This window comes from Bartonella sp. 1-1C, assembly GCF_002810325.1.
Taxonomy (GTDB): domain Bacteria; phylum Pseudomonadota; class Alphaproteobacteria; order Rhizobiales; family Rhizobiaceae; genus Bartonella; species Bartonella rochalimae.
On sequence record NZ_CP019489.1, the window covers coordinates 1,105,911 to 1,122,184 of the forward strand.

At 35.4% G+C, this 16,274-nt stretch carries 14 protein-coding genes; 7 read left to right on the forward strand and 7 right to left on the reverse strand.

From position 1 onward, the window contains the following. The first annotated feature begins 485 nt into the window (after positions 1-485). The gene (locus B11cv2_RS04900) at positions 486-1,688 is read left to right on the forward strand and encodes a pyridoxal phosphate-dependent aminotransferase (protein ID WP_100693574.1); all 1,203 of its coding nucleotides are present in this window, start codon (positions 486-488) and stop codon (positions 1,686-1,688) included. 537 nt (positions 1,689-2,225) lie between these two features. Here the strand turns inward: B11cv2_RS04900 and B11cv2_RS04905 are convergent. Continuing rightward, complete coding sequence (locus tag B11cv2_RS04905; RefSeq protein ID WP_035006966.1) at positions 2,226-3,131, reverse strand: LysR family transcriptional regulator; 906 nt, start codon at positions 3,129-3,131, stop codon at positions 2,226-2,228. Positions 3,132-3,192: 61 nt separating this feature from the next. Beyond that, complete coding sequence (trxB, locus tag B11cv2_RS04910; protein WP_100693575.1) at positions 3,193-4,140, reverse strand: thioredoxin-disulfide reductase; 948 nt, start codon at positions 4,138-4,140, stop codon at positions 3,193-3,195. Between the two features lie 254 nt (positions 4,141-4,394). On the opposite strand from trxB, the gene B11cv2_RS04915 reads away from it, so the two are divergent. Further along, positions 4,395-5,789 (forward strand): TrkH family potassium uptake protein, encoded by a 1,395-nt coding sequence (locus B11cv2_RS04915; protein WP_100693576.1) that lies wholly within the window; start codon positions 4,395-4,397, stop codon positions 5,787-5,789. A gap of 208 nt (positions 5,790-5,997) precedes the next feature. Here the strand turns inward: B11cv2_RS04915 and B11cv2_RS04920 are convergent, their stop codons facing one another. Beyond that, a complete protein-coding gene (locus B11cv2_RS04920) occupies positions 5,998-7,056 on the reverse strand; it encodes a glycosyltransferase family 4 protein (RefSeq protein WP_100693577.1) in 1,059 nt (352 codons plus the stop codon). A 6-nt stretch (positions 7,057-7,062) separates the two neighbouring features. Continuing rightward, entirely contained in the window at positions 7,063-7,536 is a 474-nt protein-coding gene (gene greA, locus B11cv2_RS04925) for a transcription elongation factor GreA (RefSeq protein ID WP_035006958.1), read from the reverse strand. Between the two features lie 653 nt (positions 7,537-8,189). Between greA and uvrB the strand changes: the two genes are divergently transcribed. The 3 genes from uvrB (at position 8,190) to B11cv2_RS04945 (ending at position 12,060) form a co-directional block, all read left to right on the forward strand. After that, on the forward strand, positions 8,190-10,484 hold the full coding sequence (gene uvrB / locus B11cv2_RS04930) for an excinuclease ABC subunit UvrB (RefSeq protein ID WP_100693578.1): 2,295 nt from the start codon (positions 8,190-8,192) through the stop codon (positions 10,482-10,484). Positions 10,485-11,105: 621 nt separating this feature from the next. Continuing rightward, the gene (locus B11cv2_RS04940) at positions 11,106-11,321 is read left to right on the forward strand and encodes a cold-shock protein (RefSeq protein ID WP_035006956.1); all 216 of its coding nucleotides are present in this window, start codon (positions 11,106-11,108) and stop codon (positions 11,319-11,321) included. Positions 11,322-11,508: 187 nt separating this feature from the next. Further along, positions 11,509-12,060, forward strand: a complete 552-nt coding sequence (locus tag B11cv2_RS04945; RefSeq protein WP_100693580.1) for a BA14K family protein — start codon at positions 11,509-11,511, stop codon at positions 12,058-12,060. A gap of 59 nt (positions 12,061-12,119) precedes the next feature. Here the strand turns inward: B11cv2_RS04945 and B11cv2_RS04950 are convergent, their stop codons facing one another. Next, positions 12,120-12,764, reverse strand: coding sequence for an MBL fold metallo-hydrolase (locus tag B11cv2_RS04950; protein WP_100693581.1), 645 nt, complete (start codon positions 12,762-12,764; stop codon positions 12,120-12,122). Between the two features lie 157 nt (positions 12,765-12,921). On the opposite strand from B11cv2_RS04950, the gene B11cv2_RS04955 reads away from it, so the two are divergent. Continuing rightward, a complete protein-coding gene (locus B11cv2_RS04955; protein ID WP_100693582.1) occupies positions 12,922-13,623 on the forward strand; it encodes a response regulator in 702 nt (233 codons plus the stop codon). Between the two features lie 7 nt (positions 13,624-13,630). After that, on the forward strand, positions 13,631-14,971 hold the full coding sequence (locus tag B11cv2_RS04960; RefSeq protein ID WP_078673917.1) for a HAMP domain-containing sensor histidine kinase: 1,341 nt from the start codon (positions 13,631-13,633) through the stop codon (positions 14,969-14,971). 51 nt (positions 14,972-15,022) lie between these two features. On the opposite strand, the gene B11cv2_RS04965 is transcribed toward B11cv2_RS04960, so the two are convergent. Next, on the reverse strand, positions 15,023-15,523 hold the full coding sequence (locus tag B11cv2_RS04965; protein WP_100693966.1) for a YbjN domain-containing protein: 501 nt from the start codon (positions 15,521-15,523) through the stop codon (positions 15,023-15,025). Between the two features lie 377 nt (positions 15,524-15,900). Further along, entirely contained in the window at positions 15,901-16,173 is a 273-nt protein-coding gene (locus tag B11cv2_RS04970; RefSeq protein WP_100693583.1) for an accessory factor UbiK family protein, read from the reverse strand. Positions 16,174-16,274 lie beyond the last annotated feature (101 nt).

Here is a 16,274-nt window from a genome sequence, read left to right on the forward strand (position 1 = left end):
AACTCATTATAATAAACTTACAGAAAAATGTGACACATAAACCAGTAATTATGAAAAATTTTATTATTGGATAATAACAAAAAACCACACAAATAAGAAATTTAATAAAGTCACAATGCTCTACAAGACAAAAAATTTTAATCTATTTTTCTCTTCAATAAACGAGTCATCTTTACAATCAATTTCATCTGCTTAATCTCATCTACAAACTATAAACTTTCAGCCAAGTTGTCTGCATAATTTGATAAGCCTTGTAGAAATAAAATCAGATAAATGCTTTACTATCAACTTCAAAGAAAATTTATTCTTGAATTAATTTTTCAAAATTTCCTCAGTATAAAAACTTAAATTCACTAAATCTAAGTTTACAATAAAATTTTCTGACAGTTTTCTTGCAGTTTTGTGTTTTTTACGACATAATCTCTATGTATTTTGTAATTTTTATAATTAAGAATTTCTTGCCTATATTATAAGGAATTGAAACGATGGTTTTCATTGCTGATAAGCTTTCTTCCATCAAGCCATCCGCAACAATTGCCGTAGCTCAAAAAGCGCGTGCTCTAAAAGCTTTAGGTCGTAATATCATCTCCTTAAGCGCTGGAGAACCAGATTTTGATACACCAGATAATATCAAAAATGCTGCTATTGAAGCCATTCGACGTGGAGAAACAAAATATACACCCATATCTGGTATTCCAGAATTGCGTCAAGCTATTTCTGCAAAATTTAAAAGAGAAAATAATCTTACTTATACACCAGAACAAATCATTGTTGGCACAGGTGGAAAACAAATTCTCTTTAATGCATTAATGGCAACTTTAAATAAAGATGATGAAGTTATCATTCCCTCTCCTTATTGGGTCAGTTATCCTGAAATGGTTGCTCTTAACAGTGGTAAATCTGTTTTCGTAGCAGCAAAAGCTGAATTTTTTTATAAGCTTCAACCACAAGATCTAGAAGCTGCCATCACTCCAAAAACTAAATGGTTTATTTTTAATTCTCCTTCGAATCCATCAGGTGCCGCGTACACATACGATGAATTAAAAAAATTAACTGATATTTTAATGAAATACCCTCATATTTATATTCTCACTGATGATATCTATGAGCATTTAACATATGGAGATTTTACTTTTGTCACTCCAGCTCAAGTAGAGCCACAACTCTATGACCGTACGCTGACAATGAATGGTCTTTCAAAAGCCTATTCCATGACGGGGTGGAGAATTGGCTATGCAGGTGGTCCACATGAATTAATTAAAGCTATGGACATCATTCAAGGTCAACAAACGTCTGGTACAAGTTCCATTTCACAATGGGCAGGTGTAGAAGCACTGAATGGTCCACAAGACTTTATAACTAAAAATAAAACTATTTTTCAAACACGTCGAGATCTTGCTGTTTCTATGCTCAATCAAGCCTATGGTATTGATTGCCCAACACCTGAAGGTGCATTTTATGTTTATCCATCCTGTGCAAAGCTTATTGGTAAAAAAACACCTCAAGGTCAAATTATTACAAGTGATGAAGATTTTGTAACGGCTCTTTTGGAAACAGAATCCGTTGCTGTTGTCCATGGATCTGCTTTTGGACTTGGACCGGCATTTCGTATCTCCTACGCAACATCAGATGAAATAGTTGAAGAAGCTTGTTTTCGTATCCAGCGCTTTTGTAACAGCTTGTCCTGAAATTCTGAATCCTCGTCTGCCTAGGTGGTATTAATGAATTAAAAATAAATGATAGCTTGAATTATTGAATATATTTTATAAAGAAAGAAATATTTATTCTTCAAGCTAAACCATAAATTATCTCAATTAGACATTAAATGAAATAAGTTCATAATGGAAATAGTACTTTTTGATATTCTCAAAACTTCTCAAACCGATTCTTAAAAAAGATAGCAGCTTACTTTCATACCTCTATATTAGATATGATTGCATATAAAAAAGAGATAACAGCAATTCCTAAAAGGATAAGATCACTTACGCGTCTTTTGATTGTTCTCTAATAAAAAAGCTGGACTAAAACCAAGCAAACTCAGAAGATCTTGAAAGATAAAATCAACCGGATGATCCTTAAAGGAAGCACTCAAGAAAACGTAATCAAGAGATAATATTTTTTCCCATTTTATAAAATAAATACTTCAATAAATCTGCCTTGCAATAAATACATAACTTACTAGATTATGAGCCTTTGCTTCTTCAATAGATCTATAAAAATATTATTTAAAAGGACCATTTGCGTGCTTTTAAAAAGATATAATCTCTAAAAACATTCAATTTTGCTGAATTCTTCAAAGCAGCAGAATAACAAAAAAAAGTATCAAAAGAAGGAATATCAATCATATCAGGAAAAAGACGTATAAGTTTCTCATCATTATTCACAATATAGTCAGGAAGTACAGCAATACCAAGATCACGCATAAGTGCATTTTTGATTGAAACAATGTTATTAATTTGCAAAATCGAAACGCGCACTGAATCATCACTTTTTCCAGCTCTCTGTAACCAATTCAAACCAACCAAATAAGGTGGCACAGGTTCACCGAATGAAATAATGCGATGTTCATCCAGTTCAGATAATTTTTCTGGCTTACCATAATTTGCAATATAATTTTCTGATGCATAAACATGCATATGAACTGTAAATAATTTTCTTTGTATAAGATCAGGCTGTTGAGGCTGACGTAAACGAATAGCGCAGTCTGCATAACGCATTGTCAAATCAAGCTCTTCATCGTCAAGCAAAAGCTGAATTTGCATATCAGGATACAAATTCAAAAACTCAGGTATATGCTCTGCAAGCCACCCTGTCCCCATTCCAAAAGTCGAAGTCACGCGTAAATGTCCTGTTGGTTTTTCACGACTTTCACTTAATTGCAAACGCGTATTCTCAAGCTTCATCAAAATATCATGGGCTGTACGATAAAGTATTTCACCCTGCTCTGTCAAAATTAAACCGCGCGCATGACGCTGAAATAAAGGCACTCGAACATCTTGCTCTAAAGCCGAAACTTGTCTCGAAATTGCTGATTGAGATAAATGAAGCCTTTGAGCTGCATGCGTAAAAGAACCTGCTTCTGCCGCAGCATGAAAAACTCTTAATTTATTCCAATCTAGTGGCAATGACACAATTTTCTTCCTACTTTTTGATTTTATTTATAAAAACTTACCTTTTTGAGATGTATATCATCTATGAATCCAAAAACCGTTCTGCCTCTAATGCTGCCATACATCCTCTCCCTGCTGCAGTTACAGCTTGACGAAATAAATTATCAGCGACATCCCCTGCGGCAAAAACACCAGCAATACTTGTTTCTGTTGAATCAGGCGCCGTCCATAAATATCCCCCTAGTTTTTGTTTCAATTGCCCTTCAAACAAAGAAACAGCTGGATCATGACCAATGGCAATAAATATTCCATCCGCATTTATTTGCATTTTTTGACCTGTTTTTGTATTTTTTAGACGCGCACCCGTCACAACAGCCCCTGTTAGAGACTGAGCAGATGAACCAATAATTTCTTCCACTATATGATCCCAAATAACGTGAACATTATCACGAGAAAACAACCTATCTTGCAAGATTTTTTCTGCTCGAAAATGATCCCGCCTATGAACCACACTTACACTTTTAGCCAAATGAGATAAATAAAGAGCTTCTTCAACAGCTGTGTTACCACCACCTACCACAATTACATCTTTACCACGATAAAAAAAACCATCACAAGTAGCACAAGCAGAAACACCACTACCCATAAAGGCTTGTTCACTTTCCAAACCAAGCCAACGCGCTTGTGCTCCTGTTGCAATAATGAGTGCATCACAGCAATATTGGGCTCCTGAATCCCCAAATAAAATAAAAGGGCGCTTAGATAAATCAGCCTTTACAATATTATCGTAAACAATTTTTGTACCCATATTTTCTGCTTGCTTTGCCATTTGTTGCATCAACCATTGCCCCTGAATTGGATCAGCAAAACCTGGGTAATTCTCAACATCAGTTGTAATTGTCAACTGCCCTCCTTGCTGCGTTCCAGTAATCAATACTGGTTTCAGCATTGCTCTAGCAGCATAGATAGCTGCTGTATAACCAGCAGGTCCAGAACCAATAATAAGAACACGAATATGCAATTGCACCATAAAACTCCTTTTTTCAGCCTTTATTACACTCTATAAGTTTATGATAAATAAAGTCATATTTTTTCTAGATTTATTAAAAGGTACATTGCCAATTTATCATAGTTTGCTTAGTATAAACATTAAATTTGTATTACATAAACGTATAAATTCTAATTAGGTCAACATTATAATAAGTAAATCAAAGACAAGGAGCGGTTATTTTTCAGTTTATTATTAATATTTGCGCACGGTTTGCATTAATCATGGGAGGGACTATGCTTTTGCCAGCTCTTGCGGATTTGCGCGATAACAATCATAATTGGACGATTTTTCTTTATCCGTGTGCCATTACAACTGTATTAGCAACGCTTATTTTTTTAGCAACGAGAGGAGCTACCTGTCGTTTTTCAACACGACTCAGCTTTACACTAACCCTTTGTCTATGGCTAACAGGAAGTGTAGTGGGAGCCCTCCCTTTTTATCTTTCTTCACTACCAATTTCCTTAGCAGGAGCAATTTTTGAATCCATCTCTGGAATTACAACGACAGGCTCTACAGTTATTACTGGCCTTGATCATCTATCGCGAAGTATTTTATTATGGCGCTCCATTATATGCTGGATTGGAGGTATTGGTTTTATTGGCTTAGCTTTATTGCTTTTGCCCTCATTACGGGTTGGCGGTATACAACTTTTCCATATGGAATCATCTGATAAATCGGAAAAAATATTACCCCGCATCCACCAAATCGCCAATGGCATTATTATTGCCTATATTGGACTAACACTAGCTTGTATGCTTTCCTACTTTGCTGCTGGAATGACATTATTTGATGCTATCAACCACGCAATGACAACGATAGCAACAGCTGGATTTTCAACCCATGACACCTCCTTTGGTTATTTTTCTGATAAACCAGCTATTTTAATTATTGCGACAATCTTCATGTTGCTTTCTGCATTACCTTTTGTCCTTTATATTAAACTATTACTTCCTGGATACTCTAAACGTTCTATAGACCCACAAGTTATCGTTTTTCTTAGTATTGTTTTTCTCTTCAGCTTTGCATTAACAACATGGTTGCGATTTTATAATCATCTTCCCTTTCACAAAATTTTTCTTGATGTTATTTTTCATCTTACATCTGTTATTAGTACCACCGGTTACAGTGCTGAAGACTATCAACTTTGGGGACCTTTTGCACTTGGTATTTTCTTTATTGCTTCTTTCACTGGTGGTTGTGCTGGTTCTACCTCCGGCGGCATAAAAGTTAACCGTTTAATTATCTTATGGCGTATTGCACAAGCAAACATGACACAACTTCTTTCTCCCAATGCAATTGTAAAAGTACGCTATGATCACTCAAATGTCTCTAATGATATTACTAAAGCAGTTTTACTTTTTTTGTGCCTTTATATGTTTTGTCTTCTTATTGGTACTGCACTTTTACTCACTACTGGACTTGATTTTACTTCTGCTTGTACAGGCGCTTTAACAGCACTTTCAAATATTGGTCCAGGTCTTGGAAGCATTATTGGCCCTGTTGGGAATTTCTCAACCATTAATGATCATGCCTTATGGATTTTGAGTGCTCTAATGCTTGCCGGCCGTCTTGAAATTATAACAATCTTCGTCCTTTTTACCCGTTCTTTTTGGAACGAACAATTCTAATGTTTATCATTTGAAAATTCATAGAATAAGTATTATGATGATATAAATTTAAACTAATATAAAATGCCAAAAGAGCTCTTCATAAACCAGTACATCAAAAATGTTGAACGAACATCAAAATTAGAATCTTAGCATTATGTTTATGAATGGTATATATCTTGCTTTATAAATATTATTTTACCTCTATCTAAAATAGACTCTAGAATACTTAAAATATTTCCTCTGCAAAAATTTCCTTATAAACATGCCCTATTGCTCTTGCTTCCTTTTCTAAAGGAAAATTTGTCTTAACATGGGTTAACGCTTTTTTCCCCGTCATTATTGTTTTTTCTAAATCAGAAAAATACAATTCAATTGCTTCTGTTAAAGCTATTTGATCTCCTGCAGGAACAACTGTTCCTGTTTCTTCTGTTATTAGTTCTTCATACATCCCTGCATTACTAGCAACGACAGCAGTCTGAGACGCCATTGCTTCCAATGGTGTTAAACCAAAGCCTTCTCTACGAGAGGGAGCAACATAAAGTGAAAGACGACGATACCACAAAGGTGTATCTTGGATCTCACCAAGGAAAATAATACGATCACTTAAACCAGCAGTGGCAATTTTCTGATGTAATTGTTTTTCAAAGTTATAATGTTTCGCTGTAGTCCGACCAGCAATAATTGCTGTCCAATCTGGATAACGCGGCAATAATTCTAACATTGCATCCACAAATAAATCAGTGCCCTTCAAATAGCGTACACGTCCAAAACACCCTATCGCATATTTTCCAGATAACCCAGAAGCTGAAAAACAATCATCGATGGTTTTTGGTGGTGAAAAACGCTCAAGATCGACACCATGCAGAATAACTTGATGAGGCACCTCAAGATACCTTCCAGTGCGTTTACTTGTAGCAATCACTTTATCCATGCGGCGAATTAACCATTTTGTAAAAGGTTTATGATAACGTTGAGATGCCGATGTAAAAATGAGTTTGAGTTTCATTTTTAAAACATCACGCAAGAAAATCCCACAAAGCATCTCAATATTGCGTCGTGCATGCCAAATTCGAAATGATTTTCCTACTGGGCTTTTCCATAAACCAACAAGATCTGTAAAAGAAAGAGCCGGTAAATTTTTTGGCAGCCCTACCCCTAAAGTAGATATATAAAAGCCCTGTTTTCGCTGCAATGGAACAAGATGAATAATCGTCGTTGTCACCCCTGATAAACGCTTCTTAAAATGTGGAACAATAATATCAGTTTCTTTCAAAGGCACACGCATAATGATTTAGATATATTGGACCTTAATAATTTCATAATTATGCGTACCACCTGGTGCATTTACTTCAATTACGTCGCCTTCTTGCTTACCAATAAGTGCGCGTGCAATAGGAGAAGAAATAGAAATCTTACCAGTTTTCACGTCAGCTTCTTGATCACCAACGATCTGATAAACTTTTCTCTCTTCAGTATCTTCATCTAAAAGATTAATAGTAGCTCCAAATTTAATCTTATCACCTGAAAGACGTGAAACATTAATAACTTCTGCTCGCGCAATACAATCTTCAAGCTCATTTATACGCCCTTCATTATGACTTTGTGCTTCTTTAGCAGCATGATACTCTGCATTTTCTGACAAATCACCATGCGCACGCGCCTCAGAAATTGCTTCAATAATCCGTCGACGCTCTTGTTGTTGACGCCATCGTAACTCTTCTTTGAGACTTTCAAAACCAGCTGTAGTCATCGGAACTTTTTCCATGATCCGTCCCTTTCTTGTACACGAAAGACCTTATAAAGATATAAAAATCGGCCTCCAAGATAATTCTTGGAACCCGAAAATTACAGTTGCTTTTATTATATAGTACAGAAATTCTGTTTTCCATATAAAAATACTAAAGAGCACAGAGTACTCTTTAGTCACTTTGAAAGTGAATTTATATCTTAAATTTTATATGTTTAGCGATCTCTCTGTTATTATCAATATATTAAAGGATGTAAATGTCTTTTTTGCTGCTTATTATATTTTAAAAAGGACATTATATAAAAGTGGAAATAATCTTTGCCAAACGTATATAAAACTATTGATTACAGCACACACTCCTAATATCAAAAAACAATAGCTAAAAACATTACAAAAATTGCTCTAGAACCTATTAACACTAATCTCAATCTACTCGTACCAAAAGCGTGATCTCGGCCTTAGCCTTCCATTCATTCTACTTATATAAAGAATATAACTGTCGAGGATCAGTGTCACAAAACAGCTATAGTAGCCTCTGCCGTATCACAAAAAATATTTTAACCCATTATCAAATGATAAAAAGAAAATTCACACTTTCAAAAACAAATGCGATCAAAAGCTTTTATTTTTTTCTTAATTATATCGAAATAACTGTATAAAATATTTTTATTATGTCACACAAAAAGTCAAAAACAACTCAAAAACAACCCAATCAAAGAGCAATAGACCCATCTGCAGTTATGAAGCAGTGCTCTAAGGCCAAACTTCATACAGTGAAAAATCATAATGCTTCATTTGAAACCATAAATACTAAACCATCTAAAAACATAACAAAAACAAATGGTATTACAGCAACAGTTGAAGCTCTTTCTGCACTCATTGCTTCAGGTAATCCTCTTTTTAAAAATGGTGCATTATGGACACCTCATCGTCCTATTCGTCCTGAAAAATCGGAAGGTGGAATTCCATTTCAAATTAAAACATCCTTTCAGCCTGCCGGTGATCAACCCATTGCAATCAAATCTTTGGTTGAAGGAATTAAGAGAAATGAACGCACTCAAGTGCTTTTGGGCGTTACCGGTTCAGGTAAAACATATACAATGGCCAAAATCATCGAAAAGACACAACGCCCTGCTCTCATTTTAGCGCCAAACAAAACTTTAGCTGCACAGCTCTATGGGGAATTCAAAAACTTTTTTCCTAATAATGCTGTCGAATACTTTGTTTCTTATTATGACTATTATCAACCAGAAGCTTATGTTGCACGCTCAGATACTTATATTGAAAAAGAATCCTCTATTAATGAACAAATTGACCGCATGCGCCACGCTGCAACACGCGCTGTACTAGAGCGTGATGATGTCATTATCATCGCATCTGTATCGTGCATCTATGGAATTGGTTCAGTAGAAACTTATACAGCAATGACTTTCCAAATGCAAAAAGGTGACAAACTCGATCAGCAGAAATTACTGACTGATTTAGTTTCTCAACAATACCAGCGACAAGATATAAACTTCGTTCGTGGCTCTTTTCGTGTTCGAGGCGATACAATTGAGATTTTCCCTGCTCATCTTGAGGATCGTGCTTGGCGTATTTCACTGTTTGGTGATGAAATTGAAACAATTACCGAATTTGACCCTTTAACGGGACAAAAAACAGCAGATCTTCAATCCATTAAAATTTATGCTAATTCACATTATGTAACACCACGACCCACATTAAATCAGGCAATAAAATCAATCAAAATGGAATTAGTAAAACGCCTCGATGAATTAAATGCAGCTGGTCGCCTTTTGGAAGCACAACGTTTAGAACAACGTACAATATTTGATTTGGAAATGCTAGAAACTACTGGGTCCTGCTCAGGAATTGAAAACTACTCGCGCTACCTGACAGGTAGAAAGCCAGGTGAACCACCTCCAACTCTGTTTGAATATATTCCTAGCCATGCTCTTGTTTTTATTGATGAGAGTCATGTCACAATTCCTCAAATCGGTGGTATGTATCGAGGTGATTTCCGACGAAAGGCTACCTTAGCAGAATATGGCTTCCGCTTGCCCTCTTGTATGGACAATCGTCCTTTACGCTTTGAAGAATGGGATGCAATGCGCCCACAAACTATCGCCGTTTCAGCTACACCCGGACGCTGGGAAATAGAACAATCGCAGGGCATCTTTGTAGAGCAAGTCATTCGTCCCACAGGGCTGATTGATCCACCAACAGAAATACGCCCAGTGAAAACACAGGTTGATGACGCCATCAACGAAATTCACCAGACAATCAAAAAAGGTTATCGTACATTAATAACAGTTCTCACCAAACGCATGGCAGAAGATCTAACTGAATATCTCCATGAACAAAATATTCGTGTGCGTTATATGCACTCTGATATTAATACACTAGAACGTATTGAAATCCTTCGAGACCTACGCCTTGGTACTTTTGATGTTTTAATTGGCATTAACTTACTTCGAGAAGGCTTAGATATTCCAGAATGTGGTTTTGTTGCTATATTTGATGCTGATAAAGAGGGTTTTTTACGTTCAGAAACCTCACTTATTCAAATGATTGGACGCGCTGCACGTAATGTAGAGAGTCGAGTTATTCTTTATGCTGATACAATTACTGGTTCTATAGAGCGTGCTTTGCAAGAAACGAAACGACGGCGACAAAAACAAATAGCCTATAATAAAGAGAATCAAATTACACCAACTAGTATTAAAAAGAATATTGATGATATTCTTAGCTCGGCTTACGAAAATAACCATAATATCAAGATTTCTCATTTTATCACGCAAAATAATAAAGTTGGCAACAATCTAACCAACCATATTCAATATCTCGAAAAACTCATGCGTAAAGCAGCCAATGATCTGAACTTTGAGGAAGCTGCTCAATTTCGTGATGAAATCAAACGACTACAAGAAATAGAATTAGGCATCGCTGATGATTCTTTAGTGTAAAATAATAAATATTCCCTTGATTCATCCATAAAACACTCAAGTCTTTTCACTAAATAAAATCTTGATCAAATGGGTCCTAATACCATAGATGTTGGTTTATTAGCAAAACACAAAAAAGAGAAAAAATGATCAAAAAAATACTTTAAATGAAATGTTGAAAAGAGCTTTTTGCAATAAACAGTCTAAAATCTATAAATTTCTACAAAATAATTAGCTCTTATAAAAATCCTGCTAATAGAATCTGAAAATAGTAGTATGCCATAAAAAATTGGCGCTCAAAATATCAATACAATATTTCTCTTTTCCATCTATTATCCAAGACAAATTAATGAGCTACTATACTTACTATGAACTCAAAACAACATAATAAAACAAATTCTCTAAAGAAAACTCTTGTCAAATATTCTATTTTCAAGCAATCTTTCTTTTTAGATAAATTGCGAACATCGGAAGGTGCTATGAAAAGTCGTCTAGAAATGATTCTAATTTCTAAGTTGACAAAAAACGATAAAAAACGTTTTCCAGATATCGTAAATTGCCTAAATATACCGTTTACGTAAGGTGCGTAATACGGCTTTTGACTATCTGCCTTACAAAGGCAATCAAATAAGGAAATATTCTATGGCTCAGACGGGCGAAGTAAAATTTTTTAACAATAACAAGGGTTTTGGCTTCATTAAACCTGATAATGGGAGTACTGATATCTTTGTTCATATTTCTGATGTCCAAGCTTCAGGCCTCAGTGGATTAAATGATGCGCAAAAAGTATCATTCGATATAGAGCCTGACCGTCGCGGTAAAGGACCAAAAGCTATAAATATTAATGTTATGAGTTAATTTAAGCAAAGTCCGTTTTGTGAAATCGGGTTTAAAACCCGATTTCATTTTACTATATTAATGTTTAGATTCAACGAACTCTTTTTTATTTGTTCTATCAGAATAAAATCAAGCACTGTTCAGATTACATTCAGGTTAGAACATTTAAAGTGCAAACTAAGATAAATTTGTATTAAGGAGTATTGCTATGACTAAATTGGCTAAATTGTTAATGTTATCAGCAATATCAGCGGTAGCCATTTCAGCACCGTTAGAGACAGTGCTTGCTGCCAAAACAATACGCAAAGAGACAATTAGTACACAAAAGGTAAGTACTAATGGTCCTTTTCAGTACTATGATCGAATCACTACATCAACAGAGCGTGTCGAACATACGGAACATCATCACAACTTCCATGAACATCATGTAAGCCGTGGTAGTAGTAGTAGTAGTAGTAGTAGTAGCAGTAATAATGTAGGTGGTGTTATTGCTGCGGGTCTCTTGGCTTTGACAGCAGGTATAATTATCAAAAATGCTTTAAAAGAGCCGGAACAACCACAAGTTGTTTATCAAACTCCATCGCCAAATCAAGCGAACTATCAAGTAATATCAACAGGAACACATCAGCATTCCCAGCAATTAAATACAACAAGTTGGTATCAATATTGTAAAAAAACATACCGTTCCTTTAATCCGAGAACAGGAACTTTTCGAGGCCATGATGGTTTAGATCATGTTTGTTATGCTCCAGTACAGTAATTTTCAACAACACTAAAAAAACCGCTTTAAAGCGGTTTTTTTTGAGTATGATAGAATTATTAAAGTCCTCGAAGAAAGGGGTTGTGTTGACGTTCATAACCTATTTGACTTCCTGGCCCATGTCCACAAATAAAGCTGACATTATCGCCTAATGGCAAAACTTTTTCTTTAATTGATCTCATTAATTCTTCATGAGAACATAATGGGAAATCAGTGCGTCCAATAGAACCACGAAAAAGCACATCACCTAATAAAACAAAACGCTTTTTTTCATTAAAATAAATAACATGACCAGGAGAATGGCCAGGTGTATGAAAAACTTGGAATACATGTCCTGCACAATTAACACTATCTCCATCTTCTAACCATTGATCAGGAATACAAACACGCGCATCAGGCATGTGATAGATTTTTGCTCTTTCTCTTATATCGTCCATTATTGGTTTGTCATTACGGTGTGAACCAATAATTTGAATATCCAATGCCTCTTTAGCCTGCATAGCTGCCCCCACATGATCAATATGGCCATGTGTTATCCAAATAGCTTCAACAATAACCCCTTTTTTTTGAATTGTTTGTTGTATCTTAGGCCAATCACCACCCGGATCGACTAAAACACCTCTTTTACTTTCATTATCAAAAAGTAAAGTGCAATTTTGTTGAAAAGGCGTAACCGGAATAATATACACACTAAAATCGCTCATTAGAATCCTTTTCAAAATTCAATATTTTAAAATCTTTTAGTTTATAGATAACACTTCTTCTGTCTTTATAAAGCAAAAAATTGTCTGCTCGACAGCTTTATATAACTTATGTAAAGTACAATTTATGTAAACTGAATTTTTATTAAAGGTTTGAATTATGGCTGATCACATTCAGACTTTATGTGATAATGCACCCCACCTTCTCGTGATTGATGATGATACCCGTATTCGCAGCCTTTTATCTCAATTTCTTATTAAAAATGGATTTCGTGTTTCAGTCTCTGCTAACTCTGATGAAGCTAAACGTCAACTTAAAAGCTTAGATTTCGATCTTCTTATTGTTGATATCATGATGCCTAGTGAAAATGGCATTAATCTAACCTATTCGCTCCGTCAAACAAAAAATGTTCCTATTTTAATGTTAACAGCTTTATCAGAAACAGATCATCGTATTCAAGGATTAGAAGCGGGGGCAGACGATTATCTTGCCAAACCCTTTGATCCTCGTGAGCTTTTACTTCGCATTAATGCTATTTTGAGACGTGGCTCATTTTCTACCCAATCCAAAATTGAACAAATTGTTTTTGGCCCTTATATCTTTTCAATTTCACGACGTGAACTCAAAAAAGAAGGAAAAATTATTAAACTGACAGATAAAGAACAAGAAATGATGGTTATTTTTTCTGAACACGCAGGAGAAACTATTCCACGCCATAAATTTGCAATGGACGATAACAATAGCGCACGTTCTATTGATGTACAAATTAACCGTCTTCGTCGGAAAATCGAAAGCAACCCAACAACCCCTATATGGATCCAAACCGTGAGAGGAATTGGTTATAAGCTTTCAATTGAATAGGTCTGAGATGATCGAACCTGCAAAAAAAATTGCGCGATGGTTATCTAAGAAAATGCCCAAGCGGCTTTATGCGCGTTCTTTGATCATTATTATCGCTCCTATGGTACTCTTACAAACAGTCATTGGCTATGTTTTCATGGAACGCCATTGGCAAATGGTAACAGAACGTCTTTCAACCACCGTTGTACACGACATTGCAGCTATTATCGATATAATTGAAACATATCCACAACAGCAGAATTATGAAGAGATTAAGCGTATTGCACAACAACGTATGGGATTAAACATCTCTCTCCTCCCACCTGATCCTCTTCCTCCTCCAGGACCTAAACCATTTTTTGCTATACTTGATTACTTTTTAAGTGAAGAAATTACGCGCCAAATTAACCGTCCCTTCTGGATTGATACAGTTGGTGATTCTAATCTGGTCGAAATTCGTATCCACCTTGATCACAATATCTTGCGGGTTTTTGCTATGCGCAGCCAAGCCTATGCCTCTAATACCAGTATTTTTTTAAGTTGGATGGTAGGAACAGCTCTTGTTTTATTGTTAATAGCTATTTACTTCTTACGTAATCAAATCAAACCAATTCAACAATTAGCAAAAGCCGCAGAAAGTTTTGGACGTGGACATCCTTTACCAGAAGGATTTCAACCACAAGGAGCCGATGAAATACGCCGTGCTGGTATTGCATTTTTACGTATGCGTGAACGGATTGAACGCCAAATTGAACAACGTACTATGATGCTCTCAGGTGTAAGCCATGATCTCAGAACCATTCTTACACGTTTCAAACTCCAGCTTGCATTAGTAAGTAATGACTTTGATATTAAACCTCTTGAGCAAGATGTCAGCGATATGCAAAATATGTTAGAAGGTTATCTTGCTTTTGCACGAGGTGAAGGAAGTGAAAATATTGGCATCCTTGATTTAAGTATCTTGATGCAAAAATTCTCTACGAATGCTGATCTTCATCGATGTAACTTCTCGTATACTATTGAAGGTTCCTCACAAATACAAGTACGCCCACATGCTTTTACCCGTTTGATCAGTAATCTTCTATCAAATGCATTTTATTATGCAAATACCATCCAACTCACAGCAAAATCCGGACAAGAATCTTTTATTATTACTATTGATGATGATGGGCCAGGTATTCAAAAAGACATGCGTACAGAAGTTTTTAAGCCATTTTTTCGACTTGATCAATCACGAAATCAAGATGCAAGTGGAACAGGCCTTGGTCTTTCTATTGCGCAAGACATCGCACGTAGCCACGGAGGTAATATTCAATTAGATGATAGTCCATTAGGAGGCTTGCGCGCTATTATAGATATTCCTCTATAAGATATATTGAAAAACTTCTTTAAAGAATAACGAGCAGATATATTGAAGACTTTAGGCATTCCCTACGGTCTCAAATAAAGCATACTGTAGTGCCTTATGAGCGCTTTCACCAGCCCAAGCAACCATTTGAAAAGCAGCATAATGACTTTCACAAATTTTAAGTGCATAAATCAATAATGTCTCTACTTGTATACGGGATGGGTGTACACCACCTGCTAAAAGCAAACCTTGCCGATAAATAACCGAATTGTTTCCTTGCCAATAATCAAAATGTCCTAATAACAATTTCTCATTAATTGCCAACAACAAACGCTGTACCTCTACTGTACGGGTATTCTCAATAAAAAGATCAAATGCACAAGCTAAATGAAGAGCTTCTTGCTCTTCTATCCATGAAAAAGAAAGGCTATAACAAGCTCGTTTTCCTTCTACACAAACGCTAATTTCATCTTGTACATTTCGCTCAAAAGACCAATCATACTTATAAGCAATTTGTTCAATAAAATCAACAGGATGCTCTTCTCTTTCTGTGGCTTTAATGGCCAGCCTCATCATCAACCCTCAATAATTAAGAATGTTACCAATATAATGCAAAAAACTCTCATCGTAACAATACGCGTCACAGTCAAAGCTTTCACACCAAATAAATACACATTAAAACGCAGCCAATACATGACATCAGAAAATAAATGGTACTATTTCCTAAGGCACTATAGCTCTATACAGAAAAAACGAATCATCAAACAACCTCAGTGTATTGATACAATTTCGTAGCGCTAGCCCCTTAATTAAAAAAAAATAATTTTTTGTAAAAAATAAACTAAAAATAAATTGCTCATCTGCCCTAACAGACTCATGACTAAGCATTTTTTATGCCTCATACACAGGATAGAAAAATTGGGGATTATTTTTAAAAGACTATTAGTTGCTTAAATTGAATCTGTTTTAACTTTTTTTCTGTTTTGTTTTTCTAAACTATCAAGACGTTTTTTCAAATCAGCATTTTCGGCATAGAGTTTAAGAACCATTTCCTTAACAACATAAAATTCTTCACGTGAAACAAGATCAAGCTTACCGATCATCCTTTCAACCTGTGAAATAACAGCAGTTTCAGCTTCACGCCTTACACCTTGTGCAATACCTGCTGCATCTGTTGCTAATTTTGCTATCTCATCAAGAATACGGTTTGATCCATTATACATAGGCTTTCCTTTAATTTTCCTTATTTATAGACACACTATAATACATTTTATAATATTGAGAGATCGTATTTGTTTTTCTAATAGATATTACCTTAATTGAT